Here is a 12,735-nt window from a genome sequence, read left to right as displayed (position 1 = left end):
CGATGCCGCGTCTGGCGGCTGACGAGGCAAAGAGTGAACCGCTGGGTGAGGGGCAAAAAGAGAGCGCGGTTCCTGGGAAAGTTTTTCCTATGATAAGGAGTGTCTTCCCTGATTCGCGCCCGCGCGCCATGATCGGCCCATGAATACACAAACCCATCCTAACGACCTCGGCGAATTTCTCCGTGCTCGTCGATCTGAACTCGAACCGACACAAGTCGGTTTGCCCGCCGACGCCGGGCGTGCACGTCGCGTTGCTGGTTTGCGCCGTGAAGAAGTGGCGCTGCTCGCGGGCATCAGCGTCGATTACTACACGCGTCTGGAGCAGGGGCGTTTGTCGCCGTCGAAGTCGGCGCTGGCGGCGGTCGCGCGTTCATTGCGCCTGCAAGAAGACGATCTGGATTATCTCTATCGACTGGCGCGATTGGGCCGCACCACGGTTGATCGGCAGCGGCGGCAAACGGTGGGCGTGCAGACGCAGCGTCTGCTCGACAGCCTGCAAGGTATTCCGGCGATTGTCATTGGCCGCTATATGGATGTGTTGGCGTGGAACCCATTGGCAGCGGCGCTTTACGTTGATTTCGCCGAGATGCCGATCGAGCAACGCAACCTGATTCGCCTGTCGTTTCTCGACCCGAGGTTTCGCCGTCTGTACGTCGATTGGGAGAACAACGGCCGCAACTGCGTGGCGTTTCTGCGCATGGATACGGCGCGTTTCCCGGACGATCCGCGACTAGCCTCATTGATCGGCGAACTGTCGTTGCGCGACGAGGATTTTCGCCGCTGGTGGGCGACGCATCTGGTAGCCAGCCCGACCTGCGGCAGCAAAACGTTCCTGCACCCGCAGGTGGGCAAGCTCAGCCTCGATTGGCAAATGCTCTCCTGCACCGAGAGTCTCGATCAGGCGATCATCGTCATGACCGCCGCAGCGGACAGTGAAGCCAGCCGAGCACTGGAAAAACTTACTGCGGTACGGCCAGCCACTGACCAATGACCTGCTGATATTTGCCAGTGACCTTGCTCAAATGCAGCCACTGATCGACATACAGTTTCCAGCTGATGTCATCGCGCGGCAGCAAGTAAGCCTTCTCCCCATACTGCATGTACTGATGCGGATTCACCGCGCACAGCCCCGGTTTGAGTTTCTGCTGATACAGCGCTTCCGAGGCGTCGGTGATCATCACGTCGGCCTTGTTGTCGAGCAGTTGCTGGAAGATCGTCACGTTGTCGTGCAAGGCCAGTTGCGCCTTGGGCAGGAAAGCGTGGACGAAGGCTTCGTTGGTGCCGCCGGCAGGTTCGACCAGGCGCACGTTGGACTGGTTGATTTGCTCGACGCTCTGGTACTTGCTGACGTCGGCGCAGCGCACCAGCGGGATCTTGCCGTCGGTGTCGAGGGTGTTGCTGAAGTAGGCTTTTTTCTGTCGCTCCAGCGTCACCGAAATACCGCCCATGCCGATGTCGCATTTACCGGCCAGCATGTCCGGCATCAGGGTTTTCCAGGTGGTCGGCACCCATTCGACCTTGACTCCGAGGCTATCGGCCAGCGAACGGGCCATGGCGATGTCGATGCCTTCGAAGTCGCCGTCGGTGCGTTTGAAGGTGTAGGGCTTGTAGTCGCCGGTGGTGCAGACGCGCAACTGGCCTTGTTGCTGGATGCTGTCGAGGTGTGAAGTGCTTTCCTGCGCCTGAACGGCGGTGGCCAAAGTGAGCGCACCGCAGAGGATCATCGTGCTTTTTAGAATTGTCATTGCGATCGGGTTTCCGAGAAGGAAGGTGGCCCAGTGTAGTGAAAGGCTTTTGTGGGTGTCACCCGGCCCGCGCGAGACGATCAGCCAGATCCCGCGCCTGTTGTGAGGCGAGCAGTCGCGAATCGCGGTCGAGGTCTTCACCGAGAATGGTCTTTTCGACGATCAACGCGTGCACATCGGTGATCCCGACAAAGTCGAGCCACGCTTCCATGTACGGTTTCTGAAAGTCGAACCGCTCGGCGGGCGTGGTCGATTGCGCCGAAAAATCCAGGCCACGGGCATACGCCACAACAGCGGTTTTGCCGTGCAGCAAACCTTGCGGGCCACGCTCGGGGTCGAAGCTGAAGAGGATGTCTTTCTGCGACACCAGGTCAATGTAGTGCTTGAGTTTGTAGGGAATGCTGTAATTCCACAGCGGCACTGACATCACCAGAATATCGGCACGGTGCAAGTGGGCGGCGAGCGTCTCGAGTTCTTCCCAGGCCGATTGTTGGGCCGCTGTACGCGCTATTCCGCTGAGGCCTGCGTACTTGGCATTCATCGCCTCTTCACCGAACTCTGGCAGCTGCAAGCTCCACAGATCGAGGGTTTCGACGTGCGTCTGCGGATGGTGCTGGAGATGGCGATCAATGAAGCTGCGGGCCACTTGCAGGGACGCGGAGCGTTGTTTGCGCGGTGAGCATTCGATGTGCAGAAGGGTGGTCACGTTAAGCCTCGACAGTTCGGGTGGACAGTGCGAGGCATTGCAACATAGCGCGCATCAAACTATAAATCGTGAATAAATCCGCCATTGATCACGTATCTCACTATGTTTGACGCACTGTTGCTCAAGACGTTTGTCACGGTTGTCGATGAGGACGGCTTCAGTCGTGCCGCCGAAAAACTGCACCTGACCCAATCGGCGGTCAGCGGTCATCTGCGCAGGCTGGAAGAGCAAGTCGGCAAACCGCTGCTCAAGCGCACCACGCGCTCGCAACAGCTCACGGCTGACGGCGAACGCCTGATCGCTTATGCGCGGACGATTCTGGCGTTGCACCGCGATGCCTGGACGCAACTCACGCGCACGCCGTTTCAGGGGCGAGTGCGGATCGGTGTTTCCGAGGATTTTGTCGAGGCGCGGTTGTTGCGCGCATTGCAGGATTGCGCGGCGCAGCACCCGGGAATGGAGATCGATATACAGGTAAACATTCCGGGGACTTTGCTCAGCCAGATGCAGCAGGGCAACCTGGAAATGGTCATCGGCTCGCTGTGTGAAACCGGCGAGTCGGGGCGCTTGCTCTGGCAGGAGCCGCTGGTGTGGGCGTGGGCCGCGCAACCGCTTACGCAACTGCCGGCGCCATTGCCGCTGGCGCTGTTCCCTGAGCCGTGTCCGTATCGTGAAGCGGCGCTGACCCGTTTGGCCCAGTCCGGGATCGCGCAGCGCACCGCCATGCTTTGCTCCAGCAATGCCGGTTTGCGCGCAGCGGCGCTGGCGGGATTTGCCGTGGCACCGATGCCATTGAGTCAATTGGGCCAAGGGCTGGCGGCGCTGGATGCGGAACATGGCTTGCCGGCGTTGCCGGATGCGCAGTTCCGCTTGTTCACCGCGGCTGATGCCGATCCGCAGATGATCGAAGCGGTGTCTCAGGCGATCTTCGATTTCTGTGCGGCGCGGCGGCAATAGTCAGTGCTATAGGCCGAGACCTGCCTGTACCGCCAGCAAAAGATTGTTTTCCGTCAGCGCGATGGCGTCCAGCTGCTGCCCGGTTTCAATCGACTGCATCCACCAATGGCTTTCGCCATGCTCATCCACGGTACGCAGCAAATAGGTGTCCGTGGCTGACGGATTGATCTGTACCCGTCCGGCGCCATCCTCGGTAAACCGGGCAATGGGATCAAATGTCAGGCTTTGATGATTGGCCTCGATCACCAATTGGTCGATGGCGTAATCGTGACTTTCGCCATCGGGCGAAGTTTCGCAAACGTGGGTCGGATTACGCCGAATTTTCAGGCCGACCTCGGTGACCGGTTGCAGCCACGCCTCGATGCGGTGGTACAGGTCGTAGACCTGCGCCGGCCAGCAATCGATCTCCAGCGCCGCATCCGCGTGGGTGTGCCGGGTTTGCTTGAGTTTGGCGGCGAGTTCGTCTGCTTTACTCATTTCGGATCCCTTGGTTTGATGTCTGCCTGTTAATCGTAGACCTTTCAACGGCGTACGGCCTTGCCTTGCGTCATGCACTTGCAACACAAGCGTGTCGAAATCAGCACTGGCCAAGTCTGGCCAGGATCGAAAACCACGGACGCAGGCGTCCCAAGGAGCGGGTAGATGAAAAAGCTGTTTACAATTTTGGCAGTGATTGCGCTGACGGCCGGTAGCATCGGCTTGAGTTCGGCGCGTCAGTCGCAATCGAGCAAGGTGCAGGCAGAAGCAGTGGCGGGGGTGTTCGATTACTACCTGCTGACGTTGTCCTGGTCGCCGACGTTCTGCTTGACCCACAAGGATGATTCACAGTGCACCGGCAAGGGTTACGGCTTCGTGCTGCACGGTCTGTGGCCACAATACGCCAACGGCGGCTGGCCGGAATCCTGCCCGCCGCTGACGACATTGTCGGCAGCAGAAACCGCTAAAGGCCTGACACTGTTCCCGACGAAAAAACTGCTCGATCACGAATGGTCCAAGCACGGCACTTGCAGCGGCCTTGGTGCGATGGGCTATCTGGATGAAGCGGATAAAGCCGTCGCGGCAGTGAAGGTCCCGGACGAACTGCAACCGCTCAGCTCCTCGTATTACTTCGAAGCCCAGGAGATCGCCGACCTGTTCCGCAAGGCCAACCCGGGGATTCCGGCAAACGGCATTGCGGTGATTTGCAGCGGCCCGGAACTGTCGGAAGTGCGCGTGTGCATGGGCAAGGATCTGCAGTTTGGCGCGTGTGGCAAGGGCGTGAAGACGCAATGCCGGGCGGGGGATATTCGGGTGCCGCCGTCGCGCTGACACGCTAGCTAAATATCAAGTACACATGACTGTGGCGAGGGGATTTATCCCCGTTGGGCTGCGCAGCAGACCCTTTTTTGGGGCCGCTGCGCGATCCAGCGGGGATAAATCCCCTCGCCACAAAAGGCTTGATGTCGACCTTGACCTGTCAGGCAAATCCCCTGGCATCCACCCCCAACTCCCCACGCAAAAACTCCACCAACCCCCCGCTGCAACCCACTCAAAACCCCTTCACGGCTGACCAACGCCAACTCCGTCGGCGCCAGTTCAGGCAAGTCCGTACACACTTGATGCTCCGACAATACCGCCGAAGCCGGCAACACCGAACCCCAAATCCTGAAGCCACCGCCGCTTGAATTCCGGTCAAACTGTGTCTGCCAAACGCCACCCGCCACGGCCGTTGCGCAACATCGAGCAAGCGGATCGCCCGCTGCCGATACAGGCAACCTTGCGGAAACAGCGCCAGCGGCAGCACGCCACTGGACGAATCGAAATCCGCGCCTTTGACCCACACCAGCCGTTCCGGCCAGGTTGCCCACGCCGGGCCGCTGTCCGGTTCGCGTTTGATCAGGGCGATGTCGATGTCGCCAGCGTCGAGCCGTTGGCGCAGGTCCAGGCTCATGCCGCTGATGGTTTCCAGGCGTGCGTGCGGGTGGTTGCGGGTGAAGCCGGCGAGGATCAGCGCCCTGCGGCGGGCATCGAAGTTTTCCAGCATACCGATGCGCAGGATTGCCAGATCGAGGTCGCTGGTCAGCGCTTCACTGCACAGTGCGATGCGCCGGCTGGCTCTTCACAACGGACTAACCGCAAAGAACAATCGAAAATAAATCTGCGAACAGCGATCATCGAAACTCGCTGTGCGCCGATACTACTGGGCGGGATCAGGGCGTTTGCCCGGTGTATCCCGGTGGGCTACGCTCACCAACACAAGGGTTTCGGGCGTTTGCCCCTGTCGTACCTGCCCAGGACACGCTTTTGCCAATCCCCATTCACGATCCTCATCAGGCTCCCGGCGCACTCAAACGATTGCCGCTGCGCAAAGCGGCGGCGCTGTTTATCGTTGCGATATGCCTGTGCCTGTTCGGTTTGTTGTATCTGCAACTGGAGCAGTCGCGCCGCCAGGATCTGGCGATGGCGAAGATGGCGTCGAGCAACCTGACCCGCGCCATGGCGCAACAGGCCGAGGACACCTTTCTGGCCGCTGATCTGGTGCTGACCAGCCTGGTCGACTGGATCGAGGACGATGGCTACGGTGCCGGCCAGAAGCCGCGCTTGCAGAAAACCTTTGCCCGACGGGTGCAGCAACTGGATCAGCTGCACGGCATGTTCCTGTTCGATCGCGACGGTCAGTGGGTGATCACCTCGTTTACCGATCTGCCACGTGGCAACGGCGTGGCGGATCGCGAGTATTTCAAGTTCCACCAGCAGAACGCTTCGACGCTGGCGCACATCGGCCCGGCGATTCGCAGCCGTGAGAATGGCGAATGGATCATCCCCATCTCGAAACGCATCAGCGACCGCGCCGGCAACTTCCAGGGCGTGTTGATGGCCGGGATCAAGATGTCCTACTTCGACAAGTTCTTCGAAAGCTTCAGCCTGGACAACAACGGCAACATGTTCCTCGGCCTGACTGACGGCACGCTGTTGGCGCGTCGACCTTTCGATGAGGGCCTGATCGGTTCTTCGCTGGCGCAGGGCCGGATTTACAAGACGTTGTTGCCTGAGGCTTCAGCCGGTACGGCGATGATCAACTCGGTGGTCGATGGCGTCGTGCGTTTGTATGGCTACCGGCAACTGGCGTCGTATCCGTTGGTGGTGGCGGCAGCGACGTCGCGTGACGCAATTCTCAAAGGTTGGTACGAGCGCGCGTTTCAGTCCAGTGTGATCATCGCGTTGGTGATTCTTGGGGTCGGTTTGTTCGGCTGGGTGTTCATCCATCAAGTGCGCGACGGCGAACGGATCGAGAAGAACCTGCTCCGGGCGCAACGGGCGCTGGAACAGATTGCTACCCATGACAGCCTCACCGGGCTGGCCAACCGGCGGTTGTTCGAGCGTTCGCTGGAAATCGAATTTGCCCGAGGCGCGCGGCAGTCGAGTCCGGTCAGCCTGATCATGCTCGACATCGATTTTTTCAAGCGCTACAACGACGCCTATGGCCATGTCGCGGGAGATCATTGCCTGACTCAGGTGGCGCAGGTGGTGAAGAGTTGCTGTCAGCGCAAGGCTGATCTGGCCGTGCGTTATGGCGGTGAGGAATTTGCGGTGTTGCTGCCGGACACCGACATCAACGGCGCACTGGCGATTGCCGGGCAAATCCGCCGTAGCGTGATGGACAAACGCATCGCCCACAGCGGATCACCTTCGGAATATCTCACCGTGAGCCTCGGCTGCTACTCGTTCATTCCGCTGGGCAATGACAGCCCCGAGGTGTTTATTCAGCGTGCCGATGCGGCGCTGTATCAGGCGAAAAACGCCGGACGCAATCGCGCCGCCGTGTTGTCGATGGACACCGTGATCGGGGAGCTGTTGCGCTCGGATCGTTGATCTGCGCGTAAACAAACAGGCCATGGCGCTCACCATGGCCTGCTCTTGTTCGTTCAGCCGCCAGTGCCACCACCCGCGCCGCCGGTGCCGCCGCCCGCTGCTCCGGTGCCACCGCCGGCACCTGAGCCCGAGCCGCTGGCGCCACCGTTGGTGCCGGTGCCGGACCCCGAAACGGAGCCGTCATTGCCATTGCCGGTGCTGCCGGAAGGTGCGCCGGGCGTACTGTTGGGCGGCATGTTTGTGCCGCTGGTGGCGCCGGACTTGGTGCCGGTAGCGTCCGCGCCATCGTTGGCGGCGAAGGCTGCGGCGGAAGTGGCTGCCAGCAGGCCGGCGAGCACGAGTGAAGTCAGGGTGCGGGTAGTCATGGTAGGTCTCCAGAATAGGGCTGGTTACCTGACGTTGGTCTGAGACGCGCCACACTTGGTGCCTGCCGGGTGACGAGCGGTCGCTTCAGTCGTACGCCGCCAACTTTTGCTCAAGGCGCTGGCGCACCAGTGGCCACTCGTCATCGATGATGCTGAAGCGCACCGAGTTGCGCTTGCGGCCATCCGGCATGATCCGTTCATGACGGACGATGCCCTCCTGTTGCGCGCCGAGACGCAGGATCGCGTTTCGTGATTTCTGATTGTTCTCATCGGTGGTGAACTGCACGCGCACACAGTCGAGTACGTCGAAGGCATGACGCAGCATCAGGTATTTGGCTTCGGTGTTGACGAAGGATTTCTGCCAGCGCGCGGCGATCCAGCTGCTGCCGATTTCCAGTTTGCGATTGAGCGGATCGATCTTCCAGAACCGCGTTGAGCCGATCACTTCGCCGCTGTCCTTCAAGACGATGACAAACGGCATGACCGTGCCGGCGTCGCGGCCATCGAGGGCTTTTTTCAGGTAATTGTCGATGGTGTCAGGCGACGGCACGACGGTGACGGTGAGGTTCCACAATTCGCCGTCAGCGGCGGCATGGAGCAGGGCGTCGGCGTCGGCATACTGAAGCGGGCGCAGAACGATGCGCTGGCCTTGCAGCGTGGTGGGCATGGATTCGGTTCTCGGCAGTGCGGGCGAATGACGAGCGCCTATTACGCCGCAGCGGGCCGATCCGATGCAACCGGCGCGAGTGTCGTGGGGTCAGTATTTTTACAGCCCATGGGCAGGAGCCTCAGCCGATGAAAAACCTGCGGATCGCCACCTACAACGTCAACGGTTTGCGCGCCCGATTGCCGAACCTGCTGGAGTGGCTCAAACGCGAGCAACCGGACATCGCTTGCCTGCAAGAACTCAAGTCACTCGACAGTGCCTTCCCCGCTGCCGAACTGGAAGCCGCCGGTTACGGGGCGATCTGGCAAGGGCAGGCGGCTTGGAACGGGGTGGCGATTCTGGCCCGCGATGCGCAACCGCTGGAGAGTCGGCGCGGGCTACCCGGCGACCCTGATGACAAGCACAGCCGTTATCTGGAAGCGGCGGTGCACGGGGTGTTGGTTGGCTGCCTGTACCTGCCCAATGGCAATCCGCAGCCGGGACCGAAATTCGATTACAAACTGGCCTGGTTCGAACGGCTGATCAGCTACGCGAAAGATCTGCAACAGAGCGATCACCCGGTGGTGCTGGCCGGTGACTACAACGTCGTGCCCACCGACATGGACATCTACAACACCCGTTCCTGGCTCAAGGACGCGTTGCTGCAACCCGAAAGCCGCGAGTGTTACCAGCGTTTACTGGATCAGGGCTGGACCGATTCATTGCGCCATCTGTATCCCGAGGATCGCCTCTATACCTTCTGGGATTATTTTCGTCAGCATTGGCAAACCAACTCCGGTTTGCGCATCGATCATCTGCTGCTCAATCCGGCACTGAGTCCGTATTTGCATGAGGCCGGGGTAGACGCCTGGGTGCGCAACGAGCCGCATGCCAGCGATCATGCGCCGACGTGGATTCGTATCGCTTCGCGCAAGAAGCGCTAGCGGGCGATTGGCGAAATCAATTATCGAAACAGCTGCTCGATCCCGTATACATGGCGACCATCAACGCAGTGACCTGCGGCCCAATGCATAAGGATCGAGCAATGAGTGAGCCCCGCCTGAACGATGTGAAACTGTATCTGCAACGCCTGGGTTTCGCTGAGCCGCCGGCGCCGACCCTGGCCACCCTGCGCGAATTGCAATGGCGTCACACCGGTGCCTTTACCTTCGAAAACCTCTCGACCATTACTGGCGCGCCGGTACTGATCGATCTGCCGTCCATCGAGCAGAAAGTCCTGCATGACGGGCGCGGCGGTTACTGCTACGAACTCAATCACCTGTTTTTTGCCCTGTTGCTCGAACTGGGCTTCGACGCGCGTGCCATCAGCGGTCGAGTGGTCATGAACCAGCCTGAAGGCACCTGGACCACGCGCACTCACCGTTTGAGTCTGGTGACCATCGATGATGTGCGTTACATCACTGACGTCGGGTTTGGCGGCATGGTGCCGACCGCACCGTTACTGCTCGACTCCGAAGCCGAGCAAATCACCCCCCACGAACCCTATCGCATCGAAAAGCAGGTCGATGGCTACATGCTGCGCGCCAAGGTCGCCGGCGAGTGGCGGTCGATGTACCTGTTCGATCTGCAGCGCCAGGAAGACACCGACTACACCGTCGGTAACTGGTACGTCTCGACTCACCCGGAATCTCCTTTCGCCAAGCGTCTGATGGCTGCGCGCACTGGCGACGGCTGGCGCAAAACCTTGAACAACGGCAGTTTCGCCCTGCATCGCATGGGCGGTGACAGTGAGCGCCGGGAAGTCTGCGACGTCGATGAGCTGATCGAAGTGCTGCAACAGGAGTTCGGTTTGCGTCTGCCGGATCAGCCACATGTGCGCCAGTCGCTGGCGCGAATGCTTGTGCCTGTCTGACGGTCAGGGTTTTGCGTCCGGCTCGAGTACGCGGCGGATCTCACCGACGGCCGCCGACAGTTTTTTCTCGAGGCTCTTGAGGTCGGCGGCGGTAATGCCTTGTTTGAACTGCCCGGAAAGGGCCGGGTCATCGGCCGGCTTTCCGGCATCCTCCAGCAACACCTGGCGCAGCGTGTTGTTGATCACTGTCTGATAACCGAAACCTTCGTTTTCCGCGACGTTGCGCGCCGCCTCGATGACGGCATCGTCGAGCATGATGGTGATGCGGGTTTTACCCTTGGCCGGCGCCAGTGCGCCGCGTTTGCCTTGGGAGAAGTCATATTCATCTTTCATCGGTCAAGCCTCCGGAAAATACGCGCAACGTTCGCTCGGTGTGGCGATACGTGCAGAAATGATTCGTACGACATTCGCGCCGCGATAACTGTAAGCAACGACCAACAAACGTCCCTTGCCGTCGAGACCAAGGGTGATCCAGCGTTGTTCATCGTGATCGTTGTCCTCGATCGTCAGTGCTCGTTCGTCGTGAAAGACCGGTTCGGTCTCGGCGAGGCTGACGCCTTTGTGCTTGAGTTTGTTGGCTGCGTTCTTGCTTTTGTCGTACTGAATGTCCAATGACTTCATTATGCATACTTTATATGTATAAAAAACGATGCGACCGTACCGTCGGTCGCCATGAACAGTTCAGCCTAGTGGGGGCGAGCGAAGACGCAGGAAGGGATGTGTTGCCGGATTTGTGGGGGATGCAAGCCGCGGGCTAGAAGGTTGGGTGGCTACCTATCCATTATGTGACTGATAAGTTGTATACAACTCTATGGACATTTGTCCCGAGTATTGAATACAGTGTGCGCATAACAAAAACCAGGGAACCCCCCACCATGAAAACGCCCCATGTTTCACACCAACGGCCCGAGGACGAAAATCTCGGGGTCGGCGCGAATATGGCTTACGGCCTGCAACATGTTCTGACCATGTACGGCGGTATCGTTGCGGTGCCACTGATCATCGGCCAGGCGGCCGGCCTGTCGCCGGCAGACATTGGTTTGCTGATTGCTGCTTCATTGTTTGCGGGGGGGCTGGCAACACTGCTGCAAACCCTGGGTCTGCCGTTTTTTGGCTGTCAGTTGCCGCTGGTACAGGGCGTGTCGTTCTCCGGCGTAGCGACCATGGTCGCGATCGTCAGCAGTGGCGGGGAGGGCGGCTTCCAGTCGGTGCTGGGCGCGGTGATTGCCGCATCATTGATCGGCTTGCTGATTACGCCGGTGTTCTCGCGAATCACCAAGTTCTTCCCGCCACTGGTCACCGGCATTGTGATCACCACCATCGGCCTGACGCTGATGCCGGTGGCCGCACGCTGGGCCATGGGTGGCAATAGCCACGCGCCGGACTTCGGCAGCATGCAGAACATCGGTCTGGCGGCGGTCACGCTGGTGCTGGTGTTGCTGCTGAGCAAGGTCGGCAGCTCGACCATCTCGCGTCTGTCGATCCTGTTGGCCATGGTAATCGGTACGGTGCTGGCGGTGTTCCTCGGCATGGCGGACTTCTCCAGTGTCACCACTGGCCCGATGTTCGGCTTCCCGACACCGTTCCACTTCGGCATGCCGACATTCCACTTCGCCGCGATCCTGTCGATGTGCATCGTGGTCATGGTGACGCTGGTGGAAACCTCGGCGGATATCCTGGCGGTCGGTGAAATCATCGGCACCAAGGTTGATTCCAAGCGTCTGGGCAACGGCCTGCGTGCCGACATGCTGTCGAGCATGTTCGCGCCGATCTTCGGCTCTTTCACCCAGAGTGCCTTCGCCCAGAACGTCGGGCTGGTGGCAGTGACCGGGATCAAGAGCCGTTTCGTGGTTGCTACTGGCGGTGTGTTCCTGGTGATCCTTGGCCTGCTGCCATTCATGGGTCGGGTCATCGCGGCAGTGCCGACTTCGGTACTCGGCGGCGCCGGTATCGTGCTGTTCGGCACGGTTGCAGCGAGTGGGATTCGTACACTGTCGAAGGTTGATTACCGCAACAACGTCAACCTGATCATCGTGGCGACGTCGATCGGTTTCGGCATGATCCCGATTGCCGCGCCGAACTTCTACGATCACTTCCCGAGCTGGTTCGCGACCATTTTCCATTCGGGCATCAGCTCGTCGGCGATCATGGCGATCCTGCTTAACCTCGCGTTCAACCACTTCACCACCGGTAACTCCGATCAGCAGTCGGTGTTTGCGGCAGCGGAGGAGCGCACCCTGCGTTATCGCGATCTGGATGCGCTGCGTGAAGGCGACTACTTCAGCGACGGCAAACTGCATGACTGCGATGGCAAGGAAGTGCCGGTGATCGAGCCGGATGATCACGACCACGGACATGGCGCGCCGAAAGCGCAGGTGAAGAGCAGCGAGCATGTCTGACCGCTGTGTCTGAATAGAAAAGGGCCGATCTGTTACACACAGATCGGCCCTTTTCGTTGGTAGATCAAAAGATCGCAGCCTTCGGCAGCTCCTACATGAGATCACCAATCCCTGTAGGAGCTGCCGAAGGCTGCGATCTTCTGATCTTTTTCAGGCGCCCACAAAAAAGCCCCTGAATCTTTCGATTCAGGG

At 59.9% G+C, this 12,735-nt stretch carries 15 protein-coding genes; 7 read left to right on the top strand and 8 right to left on the bottom strand.

Annotated features, from left to right (window positions below; all coding sequences use genetic code 11):
- The first annotated feature begins 139 nt into the window (after positions 1 to 139).
- Positions 140 to 991 carry a helix-turn-helix domain-containing protein gene (locus C2E19_RS19945; RefSeq protein ID WP_129394742.1) on the top strand — a complete coding sequence of 284 codons (852 nt, stop codon included), beginning with the start codon at positions 140 to 142 and terminating at the stop codon, positions 989 to 991.
- Here the strand turns inward: C2E19_RS19945 and C2E19_RS19940 are convergent.
- Positions 960 to 1,745, bottom strand: a complete 786-nt coding sequence (locus C2E19_RS19940) for a transporter substrate-binding domain-containing protein (protein ID WP_129394741.1) — start codon at positions 1,743 to 1,745, stop codon at positions 960 to 962. The genes C2E19_RS19945 and C2E19_RS19940 overlap by 32 nt on opposite strands.
- 58 nt (positions 1,746 to 1,803) lie before the next feature.
- Positions 1,804 to 2,451 (bottom strand): FMN-dependent NADH-azoreductase, encoded by a 648-nt coding sequence (locus tag C2E19_RS19935; protein ID WP_129394740.1) that lies wholly within the window; start codon positions 2,449 to 2,451, stop codon positions 1,804 to 1,806.
- A gap of 102 nt (positions 2,452 to 2,553) precedes the next feature.
- On the opposite strand from C2E19_RS19935, the gene C2E19_RS19930 reads away from it, so the two are divergent.
- Entirely contained in the window at positions 2,554 to 3,408 is an 855-nt protein-coding gene (locus tag C2E19_RS19930) for a LysR substrate-binding domain-containing protein (RefSeq protein WP_129394739.1), read from the top strand.
- A 6-nt stretch (positions 3,409 to 3,414) separates the two neighbouring features.
- On the opposite strand, the gene C2E19_RS19925 is transcribed toward C2E19_RS19930, so the two are convergent.
- Entirely contained in the window at positions 3,415 to 3,885 is a 471-nt protein-coding gene (locus C2E19_RS19925) for a hypothetical protein (RefSeq protein WP_129394738.1), read from the bottom strand.
- Between the two features lie 165 nt (positions 3,886 to 4,050).
- Between C2E19_RS19925 and C2E19_RS19920 the strand changes: the two genes are divergently transcribed.
- The gene (locus tag C2E19_RS19920) at positions 4,051 to 4,716 is read left to right on the top strand and encodes a ribonuclease T2 (protein ID WP_129394737.1); all 666 of its coding nucleotides are present in this window, start codon (positions 4,051 to 4,053) and stop codon (positions 4,714 to 4,716) included.
- A 220-nt stretch (positions 4,717 to 4,936) separates the two neighbouring features.
- Here C2E19_RS19920 and C2E19_RS19915 read toward each other — a convergent pair whose 3' ends face one another.
- Positions 4,937 to 5,431, bottom strand: a complete 495-nt coding sequence (locus C2E19_RS19915; RefSeq protein ID WP_256661226.1) for a LysR substrate-binding domain-containing protein — start codon at positions 5,429 to 5,431, stop codon at positions 4,937 to 4,939.
- 260 nt (positions 5,432 to 5,691) lie between these two features.
- On the opposite strand from C2E19_RS19915, the gene C2E19_RS19910 reads away from it, so the two are divergent.
- Entirely contained in the window at positions 5,692 to 7,260 is a 1,569-nt protein-coding gene (locus tag C2E19_RS19910; protein WP_129394736.1) for a sensor domain-containing diguanylate cyclase, read from the top strand.
- Positions 7,261 to 7,313: 53 nt separating this feature from the next.
- Here C2E19_RS19910 and C2E19_RS19905 read toward each other — a convergent pair whose 3' ends face one another.
- Both C2E19_RS19905 and C2E19_RS19900 read right to left on the bottom strand, forming a co-directional pair.
- Positions 7,314 to 7,625, bottom strand: coding sequence for a hypothetical protein (locus C2E19_RS19905; RefSeq protein ID WP_129394735.1), 312 nt, complete (start codon positions 7,623 to 7,625; stop codon positions 7,314 to 7,316).
- A gap of 85 nt (positions 7,626 to 7,710) precedes the next feature.
- The gene (locus C2E19_RS19900) at positions 7,711 to 8,292 is read right to left on the bottom strand and encodes a GNAT family N-acetyltransferase (protein WP_129394734.1); all 582 of its coding nucleotides are present in this window, start codon (positions 8,290 to 8,292) and stop codon (positions 7,711 to 7,713) included.
- Positions 8,293 to 8,420: 128 nt separating this feature from the next.
- Between C2E19_RS19900 and xth the strand changes: the two genes are divergently transcribed.
- Positions 8,421 to 9,215, top strand: a complete 795-nt coding sequence (xth, locus tag C2E19_RS19895; RefSeq protein ID WP_129394733.1) for an exodeoxyribonuclease III — start codon at positions 8,421 to 8,423, stop codon at positions 9,213 to 9,215.
- Between the two features lie 101 nt (positions 9,216 to 9,316).
- Entirely contained in the window at positions 9,317 to 10,144 is an 828-nt protein-coding gene (locus C2E19_RS19890) for an arylamine N-acetyltransferase (protein WP_129394732.1), read from the top strand.
- 3 nt (positions 10,145 to 10,147) lie between these two features.
- Here the strand turns inward: C2E19_RS19890 and C2E19_RS19885 are convergent, their stop codons facing one another.
- Together C2E19_RS19885 and C2E19_RS19880 are read right to left on the bottom strand one after the other, a co-directional pair.
- Entirely contained in the window at positions 10,148 to 10,477 is a 330-nt protein-coding gene (locus C2E19_RS19885) for a BrnA antitoxin family protein (protein ID WP_129394731.1), read from the bottom strand.
- 3 nt (positions 10,478 to 10,480) lie between these two features.
- Positions 10,481 to 10,765 carry a BrnT family toxin gene (locus tag C2E19_RS19880; RefSeq protein ID WP_129394730.1) on the bottom strand — a complete coding sequence of 95 codons (285 nt, stop codon included), beginning with the start codon at positions 10,763 to 10,765 and terminating at the stop codon, positions 10,481 to 10,483.
- Between the two features lie 254 nt (positions 10,766 to 11,019).
- On the opposite strand from C2E19_RS19880, the gene C2E19_RS19875 reads away from it, so the two are divergent.
- Positions 11,020 to 12,543, top strand: coding sequence for a nucleobase:cation symporter-2 family protein (locus C2E19_RS19875; RefSeq protein ID WP_129394729.1), 1,524 nt, complete (start codon positions 11,020 to 11,022; stop codon positions 12,541 to 12,543).
- Positions 12,544 to 12,735: the final 192 nt, after the last annotated feature.

The organism is Pseudomonas sp. DTU12.3, assembly GCF_004124275.1.
Lineage (GTDB): Bacteria > Pseudomonadota > Gammaproteobacteria > Pseudomonadales > Pseudomonadaceae > Aquipseudomonas > Aquipseudomonas helmanticensis.
The sequence above is the reverse complement of the archived record's forward strand: the minus strand, read 5'-3'. Positions and strand labels throughout refer to the sequence as shown.

What these genes read in the sequence shown, in the direction of transcription:
- C2E19_RS19945 (WP_129394742.1), top strand. Translation starts at nt 140, where the DNA reads ATGAATACACAAACCCATCCTAACGACCTCGGCGAATTTCTCCGTGCT.
- C2E19_RS19940 (WP_129394741.1), bottom strand. Translation starts at nt 1,745, where the DNA reads ATGACAATTCTAAAAAGCACGATGATCCTCTGCGGTGCGCTCACTTTG.
- C2E19_RS19930 (WP_129394739.1), top strand. Translation starts at nt 2,554, where the DNA reads ATGTTTGACGCACTGTTGCTCAAGACGTTTGTCACGGTTGTCGATGAG.
- C2E19_RS19925 (WP_129394738.1), bottom strand. Translation starts at nt 3,885, where the DNA reads ATGAGTAAAGCAGACGAACTCGCCGCCAAACTCAAGCAAACCCGGCAC.
- C2E19_RS19920 (WP_129394737.1), top strand. Translation starts at nt 4,051, where the DNA reads ATGAAAAAGCTGTTTACAATTTTGGCAGTGATTGCGCTGACGGCCGGT.
- C2E19_RS19915 (WP_256661226.1), bottom strand. Translation starts at nt 5,431, where the DNA reads ATGCTGGAAAACTTCGATGCCCGCCGCAGGGCGCTGATCCTCGCCGGC.
- C2E19_RS19905 (WP_129394735.1), bottom strand. Translation starts at nt 7,625, where the DNA reads ATGACTACCCGCACCCTGACTTCACTCGTGCTCGCCGGCCTGCTGGCA.
- C2E19_RS19900 (WP_129394734.1), bottom strand. Translation starts at nt 8,292, where the DNA reads ATGCCCACCACGCTGCAAGGCCAGCGCATCGTTCTGCGCCCGCTTCAG.
- xth (WP_129394733.1), top strand. Translation starts at nt 8,421, where the DNA reads ATGAAAAACCTGCGGATCGCCACCTACAACGTCAACGGTTTGCGCGCC.
- C2E19_RS19890 (WP_129394732.1), top strand. Translation starts at nt 9,317, where the DNA reads ATGAGTGAGCCCCGCCTGAACGATGTGAAACTGTATCTGCAACGCCTG.
- C2E19_RS19885 (WP_129394731.1), bottom strand. Translation starts at nt 10,477, where the DNA reads ATGAAAGATGAATATGACTTCTCCCAAGGCAAACGCGGCGCACTGGCG.
- C2E19_RS19880 (WP_129394730.1), bottom strand. Translation starts at nt 10,765, where the DNA reads ATGAAGTCATTGGACATTCAGTACGACAAAAGCAAGAACGCAGCCAAC.
- C2E19_RS19875 (WP_129394729.1), top strand. Translation starts at nt 11,020, where the DNA reads ATGAAAACGCCCCATGTTTCACACCAACGGCCCGAGGACGAAAATCTC.